The sequence below is a fragment of the Chitinophaga sp. 01L420 genome (assembly GCF_056399985.1).
This window is the reverse complement of sequence record NZ_JBFTSK010000052.1, coordinates 26,066-43,409: the sequence shown is the minus strand read 5'-3', so window position 1 is coordinate 43,409 and position 17,344 is coordinate 26,066. Positions and strand designations below refer to the sequence as shown.

11 protein-coding genes are annotated in these 17,344 nt (G+C 45.5%); 2 read left to right on the top strand and 9 right to left on the bottom strand.

Annotated features, from left to right (window positions below):
* Positions 1-11 precede the first annotated feature (11 nt).
* The 9 genes from AC1DP6_RS31710 to AC1DP6_RS31670 are packed head-to-tail and all read right to left on the bottom strand — an operon-like array spanning position 12 to position 15,328.
* Positions 12-1,748: a DUF4983 domain-containing protein gene (locus tag AC1DP6_RS31710; RefSeq protein WP_477058456.1), complete on the bottom strand. Its 1,737-nt coding sequence runs from the start codon at positions 1,746-1,748 to the stop codon at positions 12-14.
* A gap of 30 nt (positions 1,749-1,778) precedes the next feature.
* A complete protein-coding gene (locus AC1DP6_RS31705) occupies positions 1,779-3,422 on the bottom strand; it encodes a DUF5008 domain-containing protein (RefSeq protein ID WP_477058455.1) in 1,644 nt (547 codons plus the stop codon).
* A 24-nt stretch (positions 3,423-3,446) separates the two neighbouring features.
* The gene (locus tag AC1DP6_RS31700; protein ID WP_477022735.1) at positions 3,447-4,157 is read right to left on the bottom strand and encodes a fasciclin domain-containing protein; all 711 of its coding nucleotides are present in this window, start codon (positions 4,155-4,157) and stop codon (positions 3,447-3,449) included.
* A gap of 17 nt (positions 4,158-4,174) precedes the next feature.
* Entirely contained in the window at positions 4,175-5,683 is a 1,509-nt protein-coding gene (locus AC1DP6_RS31695; RefSeq protein ID WP_477022736.1) for a RagB/SusD family nutrient uptake outer membrane protein, read from the bottom strand.
* Positions 5,684-5,724: 41 nt separating this feature from the next.
* Complete coding sequence (locus AC1DP6_RS31690; protein WP_477058454.1) at positions 5,725-8,928, bottom strand: SusC/RagA family TonB-linked outer membrane protein; 3,204 nt, start codon at positions 8,926-8,928, stop codon at positions 5,725-5,727.
* 58 nt (positions 8,929-8,986) lie between these two features.
* Positions 8,987-10,030: a DUF5007 domain-containing protein gene (locus tag AC1DP6_RS31685; protein ID WP_477058453.1), complete on the bottom strand. Its 1,044-nt coding sequence runs from the start codon at positions 10,028-10,030 to the stop codon at positions 8,987-8,989.
* 31 nt (positions 10,031-10,061) lie between these two features.
* Positions 10,062-10,733: a hypothetical protein gene (locus AC1DP6_RS31680; RefSeq protein WP_477058452.1), complete on the bottom strand. Its 672-nt coding sequence runs from the start codon at positions 10,731-10,733 to the stop codon at positions 10,062-10,064.
* Between the two features lie 8 nt (positions 10,734-10,741).
* Positions 10,742-12,277 (bottom strand): RagB/SusD family nutrient uptake outer membrane protein, encoded by a 1,536-nt coding sequence (locus AC1DP6_RS31675; protein WP_477022740.1) that lies wholly within the window; start codon positions 12,275-12,277, stop codon positions 10,742-10,744.
* A gap of 21 nt (positions 12,278-12,298) precedes the next feature.
* A complete protein-coding gene (locus tag AC1DP6_RS31670) occupies positions 12,299-15,328 on the bottom strand; it encodes a SusC/RagA family TonB-linked outer membrane protein (protein ID WP_477058451.1) in 3,030 nt (1,009 codons plus the stop codon).
* A 657-nt stretch (positions 15,329-15,985) separates the two neighbouring features.
* On the opposite strand from AC1DP6_RS31670, the gene pepE reads away from it, so the two are divergent.
* Positions 15,986-16,693 (top strand): dipeptidase PepE, encoded by a 708-nt coding sequence (gene pepE, locus AC1DP6_RS31665; protein ID WP_477022742.1) that lies wholly within the window; start codon positions 15,986-15,988, stop codon positions 16,691-16,693.
* A 50-nt stretch (positions 16,694-16,743) separates the two neighbouring features.
* Complete coding sequence (locus AC1DP6_RS31660) at positions 16,744-17,334, top strand: TetR/AcrR family transcriptional regulator (RefSeq protein ID WP_477058450.1); 591 nt, start codon at positions 16,744-16,746, stop codon at positions 17,332-17,334.
* Positions 17,335-17,344: the final 10 nt, after the last annotated feature.

Below are 17,344 nucleotides of genomic sequence, written 5' to 3'. Positions count from 1 at the left end.
AAACATCATGATTATTGAATGGTAGATGGGAAATCACGATAATTCGCAGGCCATGATTTTCCTACCAGGTTCCATTCCGGTTGTACCGGTACCTTCATCCAGTTCAGGATCATAAAGGGAATATCTACCGGGTTGGGTACATATCTTTCCTGGTTAGGAATCACAGGAAACAGGTAACCACTTACATCACTAAAAGGCGCCCATTTATAATTTCCTTTGAGAGAAAAATTCTTCCCGGACGGGCTCTTATCTGCAAACACACCGCCCTGTGCATCCAGGCATGGCCAGTAGCCAATGAGGTTAGCGTAATTAGGATGTGATTTGTTCACATAAGTACGCGGAGCCCATTGTTTGATAACTTCGTCAGATACTACGGTATTGAATATACGAACATCACTCATGTACATATCCACATACTGGTCGGTAAATACTTCGGTAAAATACCCCATGATAGTGTTGGCTGAACTGGTGATACCGGCTACATTGCTGGCCATTGAACCAGTCGCTTTGTTTTCCCCATCCAGGAAAACAGCCGCTACATAGCTGGCTCCTACTTTAGTCACGGTTCCTGTGATCGTATGCCAGTCTCCATCTGTGAATCCTACGGATGGTCTGATCTCGATTTTAGTACTGCCATCACCTATAAAGAAGGAAATATTACTACCATTGCGGAAAAATGCCCAACCAGGTGTGGTGCCGCTGCGGGCGGCTACCTTTCCAAAAAATGGCGGATAGCTGTAAGTATAATTTCCATTAGGGCCTTTATTAAACTTCACTTTTGCCTCAAAGGTCATTGATCCTGATCCGATATTATACAACTGCCCATCGGCGTTCTCTGCACGCACGTAGCTATCAGGGGGGCCATACAATCTCACGGCGCTGCCTTCATACGGCACGCGGATATTTTCTGGTCTTACCACTACTTCGCTTTCAAAGCGGGGGTTAAAGAACAGCGTAAAAGTATTCTGCACAGGATTGCTGAAAGGGGTGCCGTCATTATCTTCCGGCGCCACTGGCCATGTTCCGCCATGATTGGAGGTAACGATCACCAACCAGTTTTCATTGGCAAAGTTTTTACGGCCACGCAATGCCGCCATGATGCTGCCTACATTTTTATCTGCATCCAGGATCGCCTGATTGTATTGTGGAACAGATTCATCGAACCCATATTGTTTGCCGGCGGTTTCTACTTTATTAAACTCCGCAAACACTACTGACGCGCTATCATTTTTTAGTTCGTTGATCACAGCGGTGGTTACATCCATGTCTGAAGTAAATGTTTTATTTACATCCATGCTGTTAGCGATCAACTCCTGACTCAGGGTTGCCGAAGCACAGAACGCAGCGCTACGCGATATGACGCCGGCATCTTTCAGATATTTGGTAAATACCGGGTAAGTGCCCAGGTTTTTATTGGTATAATCATCACCTGTTACACCATGTTGTGCACCTGTAACCCCTGTGAGCATATCTGCCCAGGTGGCTCCGTCAGCGCCGGATGCATCACCGATACCGGTCCAGGAAAACACGGAACTATCGCGCATACTCCAGATCACGGGCGGTTTCATCGACTTCAGGGTTTCTCCCCTGGCACCATCTATCACCAGACAAAGTACTTTAGGCGTGCCGGACATTTTGCCCGGATCATTGGGGTATACTTTCCTCTCAATTCTACTGTCGCTCGCCTTATTACAGGCAAACAACGTAAAGATGGCGGCAACTCCCAAAAGCGAAATAATCTTTTTCATACTATGATTAACTGATTGTGATGATTATTTTTACTTGGCGATAACCATACGGAAAATATTTCCTACCGCTGTATTATCAAATGAAGAAATCGAACCGTACACAATCACGGCTGGCTCTCCCTCTGCCGACACGGTTTCTGTCATCCCATAAACAAATCCTGCCAGCTTACCGGTGTTGTTGTAACCAGCGGCCAGCGAACCATCGGCATTCATGATCACCATTCCTTCTCTTACATAATTATCATACTTATCGAAAGTTCCGGCTACTACTATTAGTCCGTTGTTTAGTTGTAAGGCATACGCAGGGGAACCGGAGTTAAACAGTTTAGGTTTAAAAGTGCTTACTACAGATCCATCTTCATTCAACATCATGATACCATCACAAGGGATGCCGTTGAACGATTTAAAAGCGCCGGTGATAATGATCTTTTTTGTCACCGCATTATACTTTATGGAGAATATCCGGTCATTTGCGCCACTACCGGATTTGAAAGCCGGGTCTACTCGTCCGTTCTGATCCAGGCATACAATATTTCCCGCGCTGATGTCATCAAACTTGTTAAAGGAACCACCCATCACTACCCTGCCATCAGGCAATACAATCGCATCCAGGATACTGCCGGCAGCACCGCTGAATCCTTTTGAAATGGCCAGGTTATAATGATAGGAAGAGTCGAGGTTGCCGTCCATATCCAATGCCATGATACTGTTCACATATCTTACATCGATCGACCTGTCGGTTTTCGTAGAATTTTTATAGTAGTACTGCAGATAGTTAAAAAAGGTGCCTAATACCAATACGCGGTTGTTGGTATAAAATATTTTCTGCACTACACCGGATACGCCGGCATTGAAAGCAGGGACGGTATCAAATGAGTTCTTCTCCTCTTCATTGGGATCGCCCTCGTGCGCATTGCCACCTGTCGTTTCCGTTGGGATGATTTGCACGGTGGTGGTATCTACCTGTCCGCTGGGATAGATGCGGGTGAGGTTCGTCATTCCCTTCATGCGGCCATATTGGGTAAAGAAACCACCCAGTACAAATTTACCGTTGGGGAGCTGCGTTGCGCCGGAAATACTTCCGGACATGCTTACTGCCGAATCTGTTTTGAAGGCACTTACAAACTGTCCGTGTTTCTCTATCAGCGCAATGCCATTCAGCGGATTACCTACGCCATTACTGTTATAAGTTTTGAAACCGCCCACCATCAGGTAACGGTTATCAGAAGTAGGCAACAGGTAATTAATGATACCATCTGCACCGGTACCGGCTTTGAAAGTATTATCCAGCTTTACCTTTCCGATTACTTTAAACACCGGTCCATGGAACACCTGCAACCCGATATTTATGTATGGACTTCCAGAGCTACTGGCTGGCGGCACTTTTACGGTAATGGCCCCATCTGAAATCGACACTATTTGCGCCTCCTGACCTGACAGAAAAAAATGCAGGGAGTCTTTATAAGCCATCAGCCCCGTTACTTTAAATGTTACCAGGTCGCCGGAAGATCCCTGTGAAGGATTGGGTAGTTCATCGCTGAACTTTACGCCCAATGGAGGCTTCCCTCCTGCGTACGGATCGGGGAATACACTCCCGTCATCTTTTTTGCAACCAGCCACCATTGCCAGCGATAGCAGCAGTAACCATATATTTTGTCTGAACAATTGCATCATCTGAATAATTTGTGAAGGGAGTAATTAATGTAAGTCCAGGCCATACTGCAAACAGCGGCTATAGAATTCGGATACACTGAACCCAAAATCATGTTTTGAAAAAACCAGTACATGCACGGCACCGTTTGTGGGCTCTATGTTGGCAGAAGCTACAAGAGCCGGGAACCAATAAAATGGTGGCTGTGAGATATCGGGTGTATAAGAGATCATCAACTGCCGGTATCCGGCATATTGCGCGCCGCCTTCGTTGTTATATATTACGCCGAGGTTCATGGGTATGCTGTCGTAAGAGCGCATAAACACGCCGGGATATGTTTTATACTGGGCAGGATCTATCTGTGGGATATCCTTCAGCATATACTTTCCTTTGAAAATATAACGGGAGAGCATTTCCCGCCATACCGGCGCTGGCACCTGTGATAATTTGGTGATGGTATCCTTTCCCGTGAGGAACAGCACCTGGTTTACCAGGGAGATTGTACTATCAAAACAGGGATTAGATGGAGCAAAAAAGGTGATGGTTTCATTTTTGAAAACATTTTCCATTTTCGTCATACTGATCACCTGCAGCAGTTTACTGAAGTATTCAGGTTTTGACTGAAGATATTCCAGCACAGTACCATTGAATTTTCCTTTTGCTAGACCGGTATCCTGGTAATAATCTTTTTTGCAGGCGGCGAACAGCATCACAGTCAAGGTGAAACCTGCCAGGAGCGATAAATATTTATTTTTCATGTTCAGCAGTTTTTAGGTTAACGCCAGTATTCATTGAGTTTCATTAAAGCATTGTTGGTAAGCGCACTTTCTGCGATAGGCCAGGTCCAGGCGCCGCGTTGGAAAGCCGATTGGGAAATGGGCGCTGTGCAGTATTCCTGGTTGAGGATACGGTGCGTGCGAACAAGGTCATAGTAAGCATGTCCTTCTCCCATCATTTCTTTGGCACGCTCCCAGAAAATAGCATCCTTCAGCTCAGTAGCATCTGAACCGGCATAAAAAGCTGTTTCTGCGCGGCCACGAATGAGATTCAATAAACGGATCGCCTCAGATTGATTGGCAGCGCCTAACTCCGCATTCGCCTCTGCCGCCAGCAGAATAGCATCCGCATAACGGAATACGATCAGGTTACCATCAAATGCAATGTTACTGCCGGAGTTGCCGATGAACTTCCGGAACTCTACGAGGTTGCCTTCCCGATACATAGTATTGGCGTCAAACCAGAGGTCTTTTCTTTTATCCGCTACGCCCAACGGGTACATCTTCTCCAGGAACTTGCCTACGTAGTTTACGTAAGAATAGCCGCTGCCGGCGCCATGCTCCAATACATTATCGTTCAGGTACTGATAACCCAGTCCGCGTACTTCTCCATAGTTTACATTCTGCGTAAGCTCAAACAACCCTTCTTCAGATCCTCCCCTGTACAGGCGGCGGAATTCTGAGGTGGTCAGCAAACGATGCGCGCCGCCATTTTGTTCCATCAGCTCTTTGCCGAGTGCCACAGTAGCTTTATAGTATTTGTCTTTATTGGCTTCATCAAAGCCCGCGTTCCACATGTTCATATGCATCATCAATGCCAGTGCTGATCCACGGCTGGGACGCACGGCTTTCATTTTAGGATCACTGTAAGCCCAGGGCAGATCATCTTTGTACTTCGCCATTTCGGCCAGGCAGGAATTCAGTACATCAGTAAACTTAGTACGGCCAATGATTTCATTGAAGTATGGCTTTGTGTAATAAGGCACATCTCCATACAGGCGTACCATCAGGAAATACAGGAAATTTCTCACCCAAACTCCTTCCGCTTTATATCTTCGTTTATCCGTAGCCGATATCTGGGTGTCGGGAATATCGTCCACACGGTCTATCAGGATGGCAGCCGATTGTATTACCCGGTAATATCCCTGCCAGTTAGGAATATCGTTAAAATGGAAAAAGCCATTCCAGTAACCCTCTTTCATTAATCCTTTCAAATCGTTGTACACCAGGAAGTCGTAGTACGGGCGTCCCCAGATGGCGCGGGAAGTGGATGTTTGACGGTATATACCGCAGCGGAACTCTGCTGCGAGGAAGAAAGAGTTGGTCAGCAGTACATCCGCGATCTCTCCGTAAAGGTTATTGGTAAACTTTTCCGCATCGGCTTTGGTTTGCCAGAAAGTGGAGCCGGATTCCTTGTCCGTGGTAGTCGTTTCCAGGAACTTCTTACACCCCGGCATGCTGGTGCAAAGTAAAGCGGCCATTCCTATCGCAAAAACTAAACGCTTCATATATCACAGTTTAATTGCTTAATACATTGATTGTTTATATCCTAGAACTGCACGTTCAAACCCATTGTCACGGTTTTTCTCACCGGGTATCCACCTGTCTGATCTCTTCCGAGTGCAGATACGTTTTCCGGGTTAGGGCCGCTGTATTTACTGAACATGAAAGGATTACCCAACGTGCAATACGGACGACAGGAGGTAATACCCCAGCGGATGGTTTTGTCGCGCGGTATAGTATAGGCCAGCGTGATAGACTGTATCTTCAAATAAGAACCATCTTCTTCAAACAGGGTCTGTTCTACGCGATACGGCCTTATGTTCTTATAGCGCTGATAATCGTACGGATTAGGATACTTCGCATTGTCTCCATTCTTAACCCAGTAATCGTATTGATCCAGTGGCACCAGGGCGCCAGGTACGGTGGGTCTTCCGTTGGCATCATATCCAAATGGATTGGAGAAGCTGTTAAAACGGTCCTGTACGGCGTTATTTAATATAGCGCGGATAGCCGTGTAGCTGCCGGTAATATTAAGCGACCAGGGGCCGTACTGCACAAATGAACTAAGTCCTCCGGTAGCGAGTGGCTGAGAGTTACCGGCATAAATGATATCTGCATCATTGATAATATAGTTACCATCACGGTCTGTCCACCTGGGATCGCCGGCTTCTGCATAATAATAATTTTTACCATCGGCAGAAGACACCAGCAGCGGCCTGCCAGTGGCAGGATCTACCTGTACGCTGCCTGGATTGGAATACGCGCCGGTATTGTTCAGCAGTAAGTTGGTTAAACTGTTACGACCTACACGGTACAGGATATTTTGTTTGGCCGTTTCATCATACCATATATACTCCCGTTTACCATTTGGCAGGCGGGTCAGGATATTTTTATTGAATGCGCCATTAACAGTAATGGTCCAGTTTAATTTGCTGGTAGCAGGTAAAGGGCGATAGGTAATGTTAAACTCTATCCCGATATTCCTCATGGCGGCATCGTTCGTTTTCACTTTGCTGAATCCGCTACTGGTAGGGAGTTGCAGCTCCATCAACATGTCGCTTACATCTTTAATGTAAACGTCCATTTCGGTAGACAATTTACCTTTCCATAATCCGAGATCAAAACCACCATTCCACTGGGTAGTAGTAACCGGTTTCATATTGGCATTCGGTAACTGATCGTAGGAAATACCACTCATAGAACGGTCATTGTATTTACCACCGTTACGGTCGTCGTACACACCATAAGCATCAAAAATGGTACCCTGTGGCGTTACATTCCGTCCCCAGGTAGCGCGAAACGAACCATAGTCAAGCCAGGTTTTATCTTTCAGCAGGTTCTCCTTATTAAAATTCCAGCGGACACCGATAGAAGGGTTATTGGAATACGGAGTAGCTTTCCCGGTAGTGGAAGATGCATCGCGCCGGTAGGTAAGATCCAGCATATATTTTTGCATGTAGTTGTAAGAGAAGGAAGCCGCAATAGAAACCATCCTGTTGTCGGAACTTCCATTCAGTACACCACCTGCATCGAATGCACCACCGGATCCGATGGGTCCCAATACATGATCACTTGGCGTAGCACGCTGACGCAGCATGGTAGCCTGAAAAGTGGTTTTAGTCAGCTCATTAAAAGCAGAAGCGCTAAAGTTATGTTTATTATTTACCGACTTGTAATAAGAAAGACTGCTACGGCTATATAAATTAGTAGAACGATCATTATAAGCCCTTACTTCCGAATAGTTGTTATTGATAGCTGCGGGAATAAAGTTATCCTCTGTACCGGTGGTATTACCAAAACTGAACTGGCTGGTGGCATGTAAACCGGTGAGCACTTCATAGTCTATATCCACATTAGTGGTTACATTCGCTGTTTTATTCACGTTATCATTTCTCAAGGCTGCTACTGCGTTGGCAGAAGCAGAGTAAAAAGAAGGCGCCGGCAAAAGGGAAGACTGACCTCCGGCTTTACCTACATCCGTTTGCGTGATACCATTGCCACTACCCTTACTGTTTTGTCCGAGACTGGTAGTCACCGCACCGTAAATCTTCAGCCGTGGTGTGGGCCGGTATTGCATGTTGGTGCTGAGAGTATAACGGTTAAAGTCAGTGTTCTTTACTACTCCTTCTTCATTATAATAACCGAGATTGGCTTTATAGTTAAAGCGGTCATCACCACCGGAAACGGTGACGTTATGCGTTTGGTTATAGGTGTATTTATAGAACAATCCCTGCCAGTTGGTAGAATTGTTATAGTAAGGATTGAGGCTGTCTGCCAGGAAAGGCGTGGCATTGATATCAGCCTGTGCGTACTTTAATGAATCCGTATAAGTAAGGATCTGCGAAATACGTTGCTGCCTTTCGCCGTTACCGCCGATTACTTCCCGCAGGGTAGGCGGAATACTTACGAAGAAATTACCTGAATATTGTACGATAGGCACTTTTGATTTACCGCGTTTGGTATTGATCAGCATAACGCCGTAAGCGCCACGCGATCCATACAATGCAGTAGCCTGGGCATCTTTCAGAATCTGTACACTTTCAATGTCTTCGGGTGGAATCAGTGATAACGGATTCAAACCCGGGCCTGCCTGATTAAATCCATACTGGTAATTGGAATTGGCATCAACGGGGATACCATCGATCACAAACAATGGCGAGGTAGGTGCCAGGAAAGCATTGCTGCCGGAACCGGTGATGCTCAGTGTAGACAACCCCCTCATTTGGATAGTACCTGCATAACCTGGTGCGCCGGTATTATTCTGGATATTCAAACCCGCTACTTTACCCTGCAACAATTCCAGTACGTTGGATACCGGTACATCCTGCAATTGTTTACCACTGATTAACACAGTAGATCCGGTAGTGGTTTCTTTTGTTTTTTTCTGATACCCGATCACCACCGTTTCATTCAGTTTATTTTCTTTTACCGTGAGATATATCCGCATCAGTTCACCAGTTTTGGCTTTTTGGACAATGGTATTAAAGCCCAATGCCTGGAAGCTGATATCGGCTCCTGCCGGTACAGTTACAGAAAAACTGCCGTCCCCTGCGCTGGCGCCTACTCCTTTAGGTGGCTTACCGCTGAATATGACCACGCCCGGTACAGGAGAGTTGCCGCCTTTCTCATACACGATTCCTTTTACCGTTACCGTCTGATCCTGCGCCGAAGCTGTAACAGCGAGCATTACAGCTATCAACAGCGCGATAAGTGGTTTTATCTTCCCTGGTATAGTGTTATACTTATACATGAAGGTTTGATTTTTTCATTTGATGATTTTATTTTCCTGCCAATGACATCTGTTTTGATCAGTTATCTCTGAAATCGGGATTTCCTTTCCAGAACCAGAATACAATTTTCCAGACGCCCGGCTGATAGATGGCGAATTGTGTTCCTACCTGCGCGGTTACTCTCAATGCGCCATTGGAAACACGATCATAGCTAAAAGTGGCTACTGCACGATCTCCAATGCCATTGGTATATTTTGTTTGCCGTAAAGCCAGCGGGATAGGATACGCCACGTCATAGGTTACTCCTTCCGGGGTAAATTTTGGCTGCCCGAAGTGATGCACTACGTCTTCCCATTTAGTATGTTTAAACAACGCAGGGTTGATAGGATTATAGGAAGAATCGCGGAATTCAAATGTGAGGGAGTTACCGGTGGCATTCGGATCTTTGTAGAATACCGTTATTACCCCTGAGTTACCAATGTAACTTTCATCGTTATAGTTCTTTACACCAGATACCAGGTAAGCATAGGTATATCCGTTGGCGTTAYCGGTTACCGGATCAATAGAGCTGGGTGCATATGGCTGCGGGCGAAGCGGCTTCAATGCCAGGTTGCGGATCATTTTACTACCGCCGCTGTTGGATACTTCCACATCAAATTTATACCCGGAATCCGGCTGCATTTTGATAGCGTTCAGGTATTGCAGATCGGTAGGCGCCCACATAACAAATTGCCCGGAGTGCTCCCGTACTTCAAACAGGTGGTGCTGTTCAATGGTACGCTTCTTTTCTATTTCTTCACGGGTGGTTTCCAGACCGGTATAAGCTTCTTTCCATACCAGTACCGGGAAAGTTTTATTAAAGATGTCCGCGGATCCGCCATCCACACTTCTCATATTCATGATTTTAAAAGTGAGTGGACTGGTAGAGTTGTCTGCGTTGAAAATATTGGTGGCAGGATCTTGCGGCAACAGGGAAGTTCTTCCCAGCACCGGTTCAAACGTAGTTTGGGTGTAGTTAGCTCCTGAACTGATAAAATCCACGTCAGCCGGCACTTTTACGCAGGCATACAGTAGTAATCCGGAGGCGGCCAAAACTGTCAGCAACTGAAATGATCTTTTCATTGTACAATTATTTATCGGCTTCAGCTAAAAGCTATTTGTTAAATCTGTTGATGAATTCATTAAATCCAAATTCATGGTCTTCGGCCAGGATGTGCATCACACCGTTCCTCAAATAAGTATCCATCGACATGGTATTGGCCCTTATCCATTTGCTGATGTAAAAGGAACCTTTTGTATCACTGTAGATGATGTATGCCGGTCCGCCGCCTGTATAACCCGAAGCAGTTTGGGTATATAGCTGCAGGTTTACTTCACGGCTGTATTTGATGGAGTTGATGCCGCGGCCATCGGGGTATAACAACAAACTATCGGTTGGATATACACCCGGCACCACGTAACGGCAAAACAACGTATCCAGGTTTTTCTGATCCAGATCGGCCAGGGATAAGGAGGCCAGTCCTTCCTTTTCCCGCAATACATTGAGGTTACGCATGGCTGTTTTAAAACTGGTATTGGTGACCGCAAATAAAGTAAGCTGTGTATTACTCATTACCCGCTTTAAGCCAAGCCGGTCGATGACCACCACCATAGAATCAAAAACGCCCACCTGGCTTTTAAGATAATCGTACATGTTGGCATCTATCTGGGTAGCACCCTTGGTGTATGATTTATATCCTCCATCCTTCTGGCAGCCGGTAAAAAATGCACCAGCCATTAACAACAGAAGGCAATATATTCGGGTATAAGCATGTATCTTTTTCATAGCTGCTATTATTTATTCCAGTAAGCATTTTGAACAAGCTGATGATTGGCGCTGAGCACTTCATCCGCAATCGGCCAGTAGATACCTCCGTTGCGCAGCAATGGTCCCAGCTCACTGCTGCCAGGACGCAGGCGGGCAAACCGTACCTGGTCGTACCATCGCCAGCCTTCTCCCATCAACTCTCTTCTTCTCTCCTTAAAAATTTCTACCAACAGATCTTTGCCCTTAAAAGAAGGACTTACGATCCCCCTGCTCACCATTACAGTAGACAACCACTGCATAGCTTCATTCGGATCATTTAATACGGTGGCAGCTTCCGCTCTTAACAGCGCCAGCTCTTCCAGGCGGGAGAACATCATGGTGCCATTGTACAACCGGAAAGTACCTTTGTCAGCTTTCCCATCTTCAATCACTTTGATCTTGCTGAACACCGGTGTATTGGTGGTGTAATTGGAGAAGTAATAAGTTGTTAGCGGGTAACCTGTGGTCAGATCAATACTGAAGCGTTCATCCCCGTTCCATTCGAAATATTTAAGAATAGAATCCCTTGGAATATACATAGCCGGCAACTGGTTGCTGGTAATGGGCTGCGCCAGTGTATATTCTTCCAGGTGACCGGCGGTAATGCCTTCTGCATTCAGATAATCGAATGAAAAATTCAGGATCTGACTCGGTCCTCTGCGCGCAAAAAAGCCGCTATCGCTGGCACAGAGTATATCCGTTTCCGGTGTAAAGGAAGCATCCGCACGCGTGTAGTTATCGAGGATAAAACGGGTGTAAGACATTACGTCCGTATAGTGTTGCTGCCAGGCTGCAATATGTGACAACACAGCATATGCGCTGATCTTATTAAACAAGGTACCGGCCCAGAAACTGTATCCCTGGTTAAAATAAAAACCGGGACTTTGCGGATCAGTACTGTTATAAATGAAAGGCAGGTCCTTTGCAGCAGCTATCAATTCTTTCTCTGCAAAATCGAGCACCTTTGCCTGTGGTGTACGCGGCAACTGCGGGAATTGTCCATCATAAGAAGATACGATCAGCGGCACATCACCCCATATACGAACAATATAGAAATAAAGGAATGCGCGCAAAGCCCTTGCCTGCGCCACATCTAACTGATGATTTAACCTGGTATAATAGGCATCTTTCCCGAGTATGTCACCCGATCTTTCTATGAACAGGTTGGCCGCATTGATGGCCGCATAAAATCTGCGCCAGCTTTTAAGCGATTGCAGTTGCGGGAAAGAAACATTTAATTCATTATTTACAACTGCTTTCAGATCGGCACGGGAGGTAGGCAGGAAGTCACCCTTGCGGAACTCCCCATACATCCAGAACGCAGCATTATCCGTGAGCGCAGCGCGGGTAAGTCCATACACCCCTATCAGGGAGCTACGGGCATCTTCCACAGATGACCAGTAATCCTTGTCTGTCACCAGCCTCGTGGATTTTACATCCAGCATTTTACTGCAGGACATGCACATGGTGATCAAAGCCAACACCAGCGCCTTTTTTGTTACTAATCGAAATATATTATTCATGCTTAATGAAATGACAAATGATTATAAATCCAGTTTCAATCCAATGGTGTATGTTTTGGGAATGGGTATCGCATAACCGTTATCATAGCCATTGTAATAAGTCAGTTCAGGATCTCCGCCGGTATAAGCAGTAAACGTAAGCAGGTTGTTACCGGTAGCATATACATAACACCTGCTGATGCCCGGCGCCAGTCGCTTCATCCACCTGGTACCCGCCAGATCATAGCCCAGGGATACGGTGCGCAGTTTTACAAAAGAGCCGTCTTCCAGGAACAGGTCCTGATCCGCACGATACGGAATCACAGCGCTCCATGGATTATACTGCGGATATGTTTTCATATTTTCAGGATGCTGCCAGTAAGTGATATCTTTTACAGACTCCAGGTTGGATTGTCCGTCGTGGTTTACAAAATCGTAACGCACCGCAGTTTTGCTGTTCAGGATATTCATGCCGCCGGCAAAATAAAAGCTGAAGGACAGATTTAAATTGCCATACCGGAAGTTGTTATCGAAACTACCGGTATATACAGGCATACTGTGTCCCTTCATTACTTTATCCTTGTCGTCTACAATAAAATCGCCGTTCCTGTCTTTCCATGCCGGATCACCGGGTTTAAATGCTACGCCTTTGAAATTAAGTGGTTCGTTGTTTTTTGGGTTGATGGGAATGTCTGCCACTTTGCTGTATCCGCCTGTATTTTCATACACCCAGAACTGGTCCACGGCCTTGCCTACTTCAAACCTGCGATCACCGGTAACGAATGACTGCACACCGCCAGGTAAAGCCTTCAGGGTATTTACATTCCATGCGCCGCTGATCGATGGGGTCCACTGGAACTTTGCCGTGCGGATCACATCGCCCGACACGCCCGCTTCAATACCACGGTTATTTACATGCAAGCCACTCATATATGCGCTGGCGTAACCAGATTCCGCTACTACCGGCATCGGCAGCAGCATATTGCGATCATCTTTTGAATAATAATCTGCTGAAATACGCAACCGGTTATGAAAGAAAGCAGCATCGGTACCGATCGTAAGTATATCTGTATAAGACCAACCAATATCGTCTCCTACCCAACCATAGGAATAGGGTCTGGACAAACCGGCAACGCCGGTATACGAGTAGGCGTTGGGGTTACCAGACCAGCCCATATCCACTTTATATTGCGGGCCGGCAGCGAAACGATCGTCACCATACATCCTGCCAATACGTCCCCAGGAAGCATGCAATGTCCAGTCACTAAGTATAGGCGTATGCGTTATAAACTGATTTTTCAGGTTCCACTCTCCGCTAACCGAAGGTGTAAGTAACCAACGTTTGGATGGCGCTACCAGCGAAGAGGCATCATTGCGTAATGTTAGCGTGACGCGATAAATATCCCGGTAATTATATTTTACATTACCATAGAAAGACAACAGCCGCTGTTTCTCCGCATCAATAAAACGGTACACCAACTGGTTGGCAAAATACAGTGGTGATAAGTAGTTGCCTTTACCCGCATCGCTCTCCACAATATTCACCTTTACGCGGTCGCTGATACCTTTATATGCGCGCTCGTAGTTATACTTTTGGAGATCGGCCTGGAATGACTGTCCTGCTTCAAAATTAAAATGATGATCACTGGAAGGAGCCCAGGCATAGTCTATGACGTTTTCAAAACCAGTACGCTGATTGTTACCAAAATAATTGGATGCGTAGTTGGCGCCATCCATTAAGGTAGAGGGATAAAAGACATCTCTTAGATTTTCATTGTAATCGTATAACAGGCGCGTGGTATAACGTAGTTGCCTAAACGCAAATACAAGCGAGAATGTTCCCTGTATACTGTTTACATGGTTTCTGTCGAACCCTTTACGGAAGGCATCCCGATACTGGCCATACGCGTCCTTACCGGGGGATAGCGGGTTTGACAGGTCAGGGATATATGCTGTTTCCAGAAAGCGGTCCTGCATGGAAGTATTTCTGACACGATCCATTCTGTTGGCATTGATCATAGCAGAAGCCATGAGCCATTTAATGGGCGACATATTTACAATAAAGGAGCCGGTGTATTTATCGAGGCGGGTATTATCTGCAATACCATTTGCCTGTGTTTTATCGCCAAAGAAACGGAAATTGGCTCTTTCAGAACCGCCGGAAATACTGGCGTTAATGCTGTGTTGTGTAGTATTGTGGAAGTACAGATCGCTCCAGTTGGCGTTACCGAAATATCCCTGGTTAGAGGAATCACGCAGGTAAGATGGGAAACTGAGTGAATCTGCTGTAGTGGCGTACTGCTGATAGAATGGCCTGCGGAAGCGGTTTTCATACTGTGCATTGGTAGTATAAACCGGATCAAACAGGTTGACACCGAAGTAACTGTTCACGCTGATTTTTCGTTTACCTGAAGTAGCATTTTTAGTGATGATATTAATCACGCCATTGGCGCCCCTCGGTCCAAACAAACTGATAGCGGCGGCATCTTTGAATACCTGTACTTCTTCCACATTATCCAGGTTAACGATAGAAAGCAGGTTGGTAGCTGGTCCCAGCCTGGTTTGATCGGAGTTCTGGATATCATACACCAGGCTATTGTCCTGGATCATGGGCACGCCATTTAAATACACGGCGGGTTGTACCTGGCTAACATCTTTTTTTGACAGCAGTGGCATAGACAAACCACGTATATACATGAACTGTTCGGTGCCGGGTTCTCCGCTGGGCTCCTGTGTATAAAGGCCCCTGATGCTACCTTTCACCATTTGCTGCAGCGAAGTATAAGGAAACAGGGCAACATGCTGTACGTTCAGGGTATCATTATTTTTAAATGCTGCATTTACCCATTTCCTGTTGATGGTGTTGATCACATCATACTCGGAAATAACGGTGGTATCTTTTTCTTCGTTGGGAACAGAATCCAATGCTAAAAAAGGCTTGCCGTAATCCGCTGCCATAGCGTGTGGCGAGCCAATGCATAAGGTAACATGCATAGTACAGCAGGCTGCTATCAGCGAAAGGATCCAGCGCCGCTTTTTTCCGGACAACCGCGTGGATAGATGATCTCTCATTGTTCATTAATATTTGAAGTGATTCATTCCGGGCAATAGCATTCCGTTCAGGCATTTTTCAATGTCTGTGCACAAACAGAATACCGCCGTTATTTCAGCTATTTGTTGCTAATAAAATCTGTTTAAAAATGGCCGTAAAAATTACGCATAGGAAGGTCCCTTCCCGTGGAATACTGGTATAAATTTTTCATTGTTCGTGTGTTTATATGAGAAATAAGCCGTTTAAGATCATAGCTCCGCCGGTAGACAAACAGGGTCCATCAAAGCAAAAAACATCGGGTATACACGGATTACAGCCAAACAAAAAAGATATTCATCTCTCAGTCAAACCGATCATTATTTGTTTACAGGGAAATCTTCAGTGCGTTACGATTCTGGTTCTAATAAATGCTTTTGAAATTTGGTTGAATACTAAACTATTGTTTCATTGTTGTCCACTATCATCCACAAAGTAATAAGCGTAGTTGCTACGTCATATTCCCAAAACAAAACGTGATAATTATATGACACAGGAAATTATACAAAGCATTTCTTTTGACGCAACATCGACATAGAGATGACAAATAAGGATCAGTATCTGCTAATTTATAATCAGAAACAGCATCATTTATATTTTTAGGGAGATGACCTACATTTGCGCTGTAATTTTTTGGGACTATGAARCATTTTATATTGGCAAGTACCTCCACCTTGTTTGGAGAAACCTATCTGGCTTATCTGCAACCGGCCATGAAAGTATTGTACGCAGGCGTAGATGAAATCATATTTATTCCGTTTGCCCGTCCGGGTGGTATTTCCCATGATGACTATACCAGCAAGGCAGCGGAAGCATTTGGAGCTATCGGCATAAAAGTAAGGGGACTGCATACATTTGATGATCCGGCAACAGCCATTAAAAATGCGAAGGGCTTTTTTACCGGGGGAGGCAATACTTTTCTGCTGGTAAAAACACTACATGACCAGGGACTGATGTTTATATTACGTGATGCCGTGAATGGCGGCGCACCATATATGGGATGCAGTGCAGGGAGCAATATAGGTGGTGTAACCATGAAAAACACCAATGATATGCCCATTGTATATCCGGCCAGTTTCGACACCATGGGGCTGATCCCTTTTAACCTGAATCCCCATTACCTCGATCCGATAGCAGGTTCCCAACATATGGGAGAAACCAGGGAAACCCGTATCAGGGAATATCTTACTCAAAACACTACGCCGGTATTGGGACTGAGAGAAGGTAGCTGGATCTACGCACATGATACCCACTTAACACTGCAAGGCAATTTGAGCGCCCGCATTTTTGAAGTGGGCAAAGAGCCGTATGAACTGCCAGCCGGTAGTTCCCTCAGCACCCTGAAATAAAAATGTAACCCAATCCTTTAAAAGAACAATCATTCTTTTATCTTTGCCACATGCGTGCAAAAGATGAAAATAAAGCCTTCGTCATCCGGGAGAAAGCTATGGAGATGATTGTTCAGGAAGGATTTGATGGTATGAGTATGCATAAACTGGCCAAAGCGGCCAAAATATCTGTCTCTACCATCTATACCTATTTTAAAAACCGGGAGGACCTGCTGAATCAATTATATGTAGAAACCGGCAATCTTTTCATGCAACAAATGATGAAAGGGTTTAGTCCTGATATGGATTTTGAAGCGGGGTTATGGCAACAGTGGCATAACCGCTATCAGTATATTCTGCGGTATCCGCTGCATCATCGCTTCTGGGAATTGTTCCGGAACTCTCCCCTCGTGGAAAAGCAGAATTTTTTGGAGGAGCATGCCTTCAAAAAAGCCATGCTGCAGTTTATTTTGAATGCAGAGCAAAAAGGAGAAATTGTATCATTGCCCACAGAAATTTTCTGGGCTGTAGCCTATGGCACTTTTTATACCCTTATCAAATTTCACCTGGATAATTCCACTATGTCGGGAGCACCTTTCACGCTCAGCGATGACAAGCTGAAACAAACCTTTCAACTTGTCATGAAATCTTTGAGAGTATAATGGTAATGTA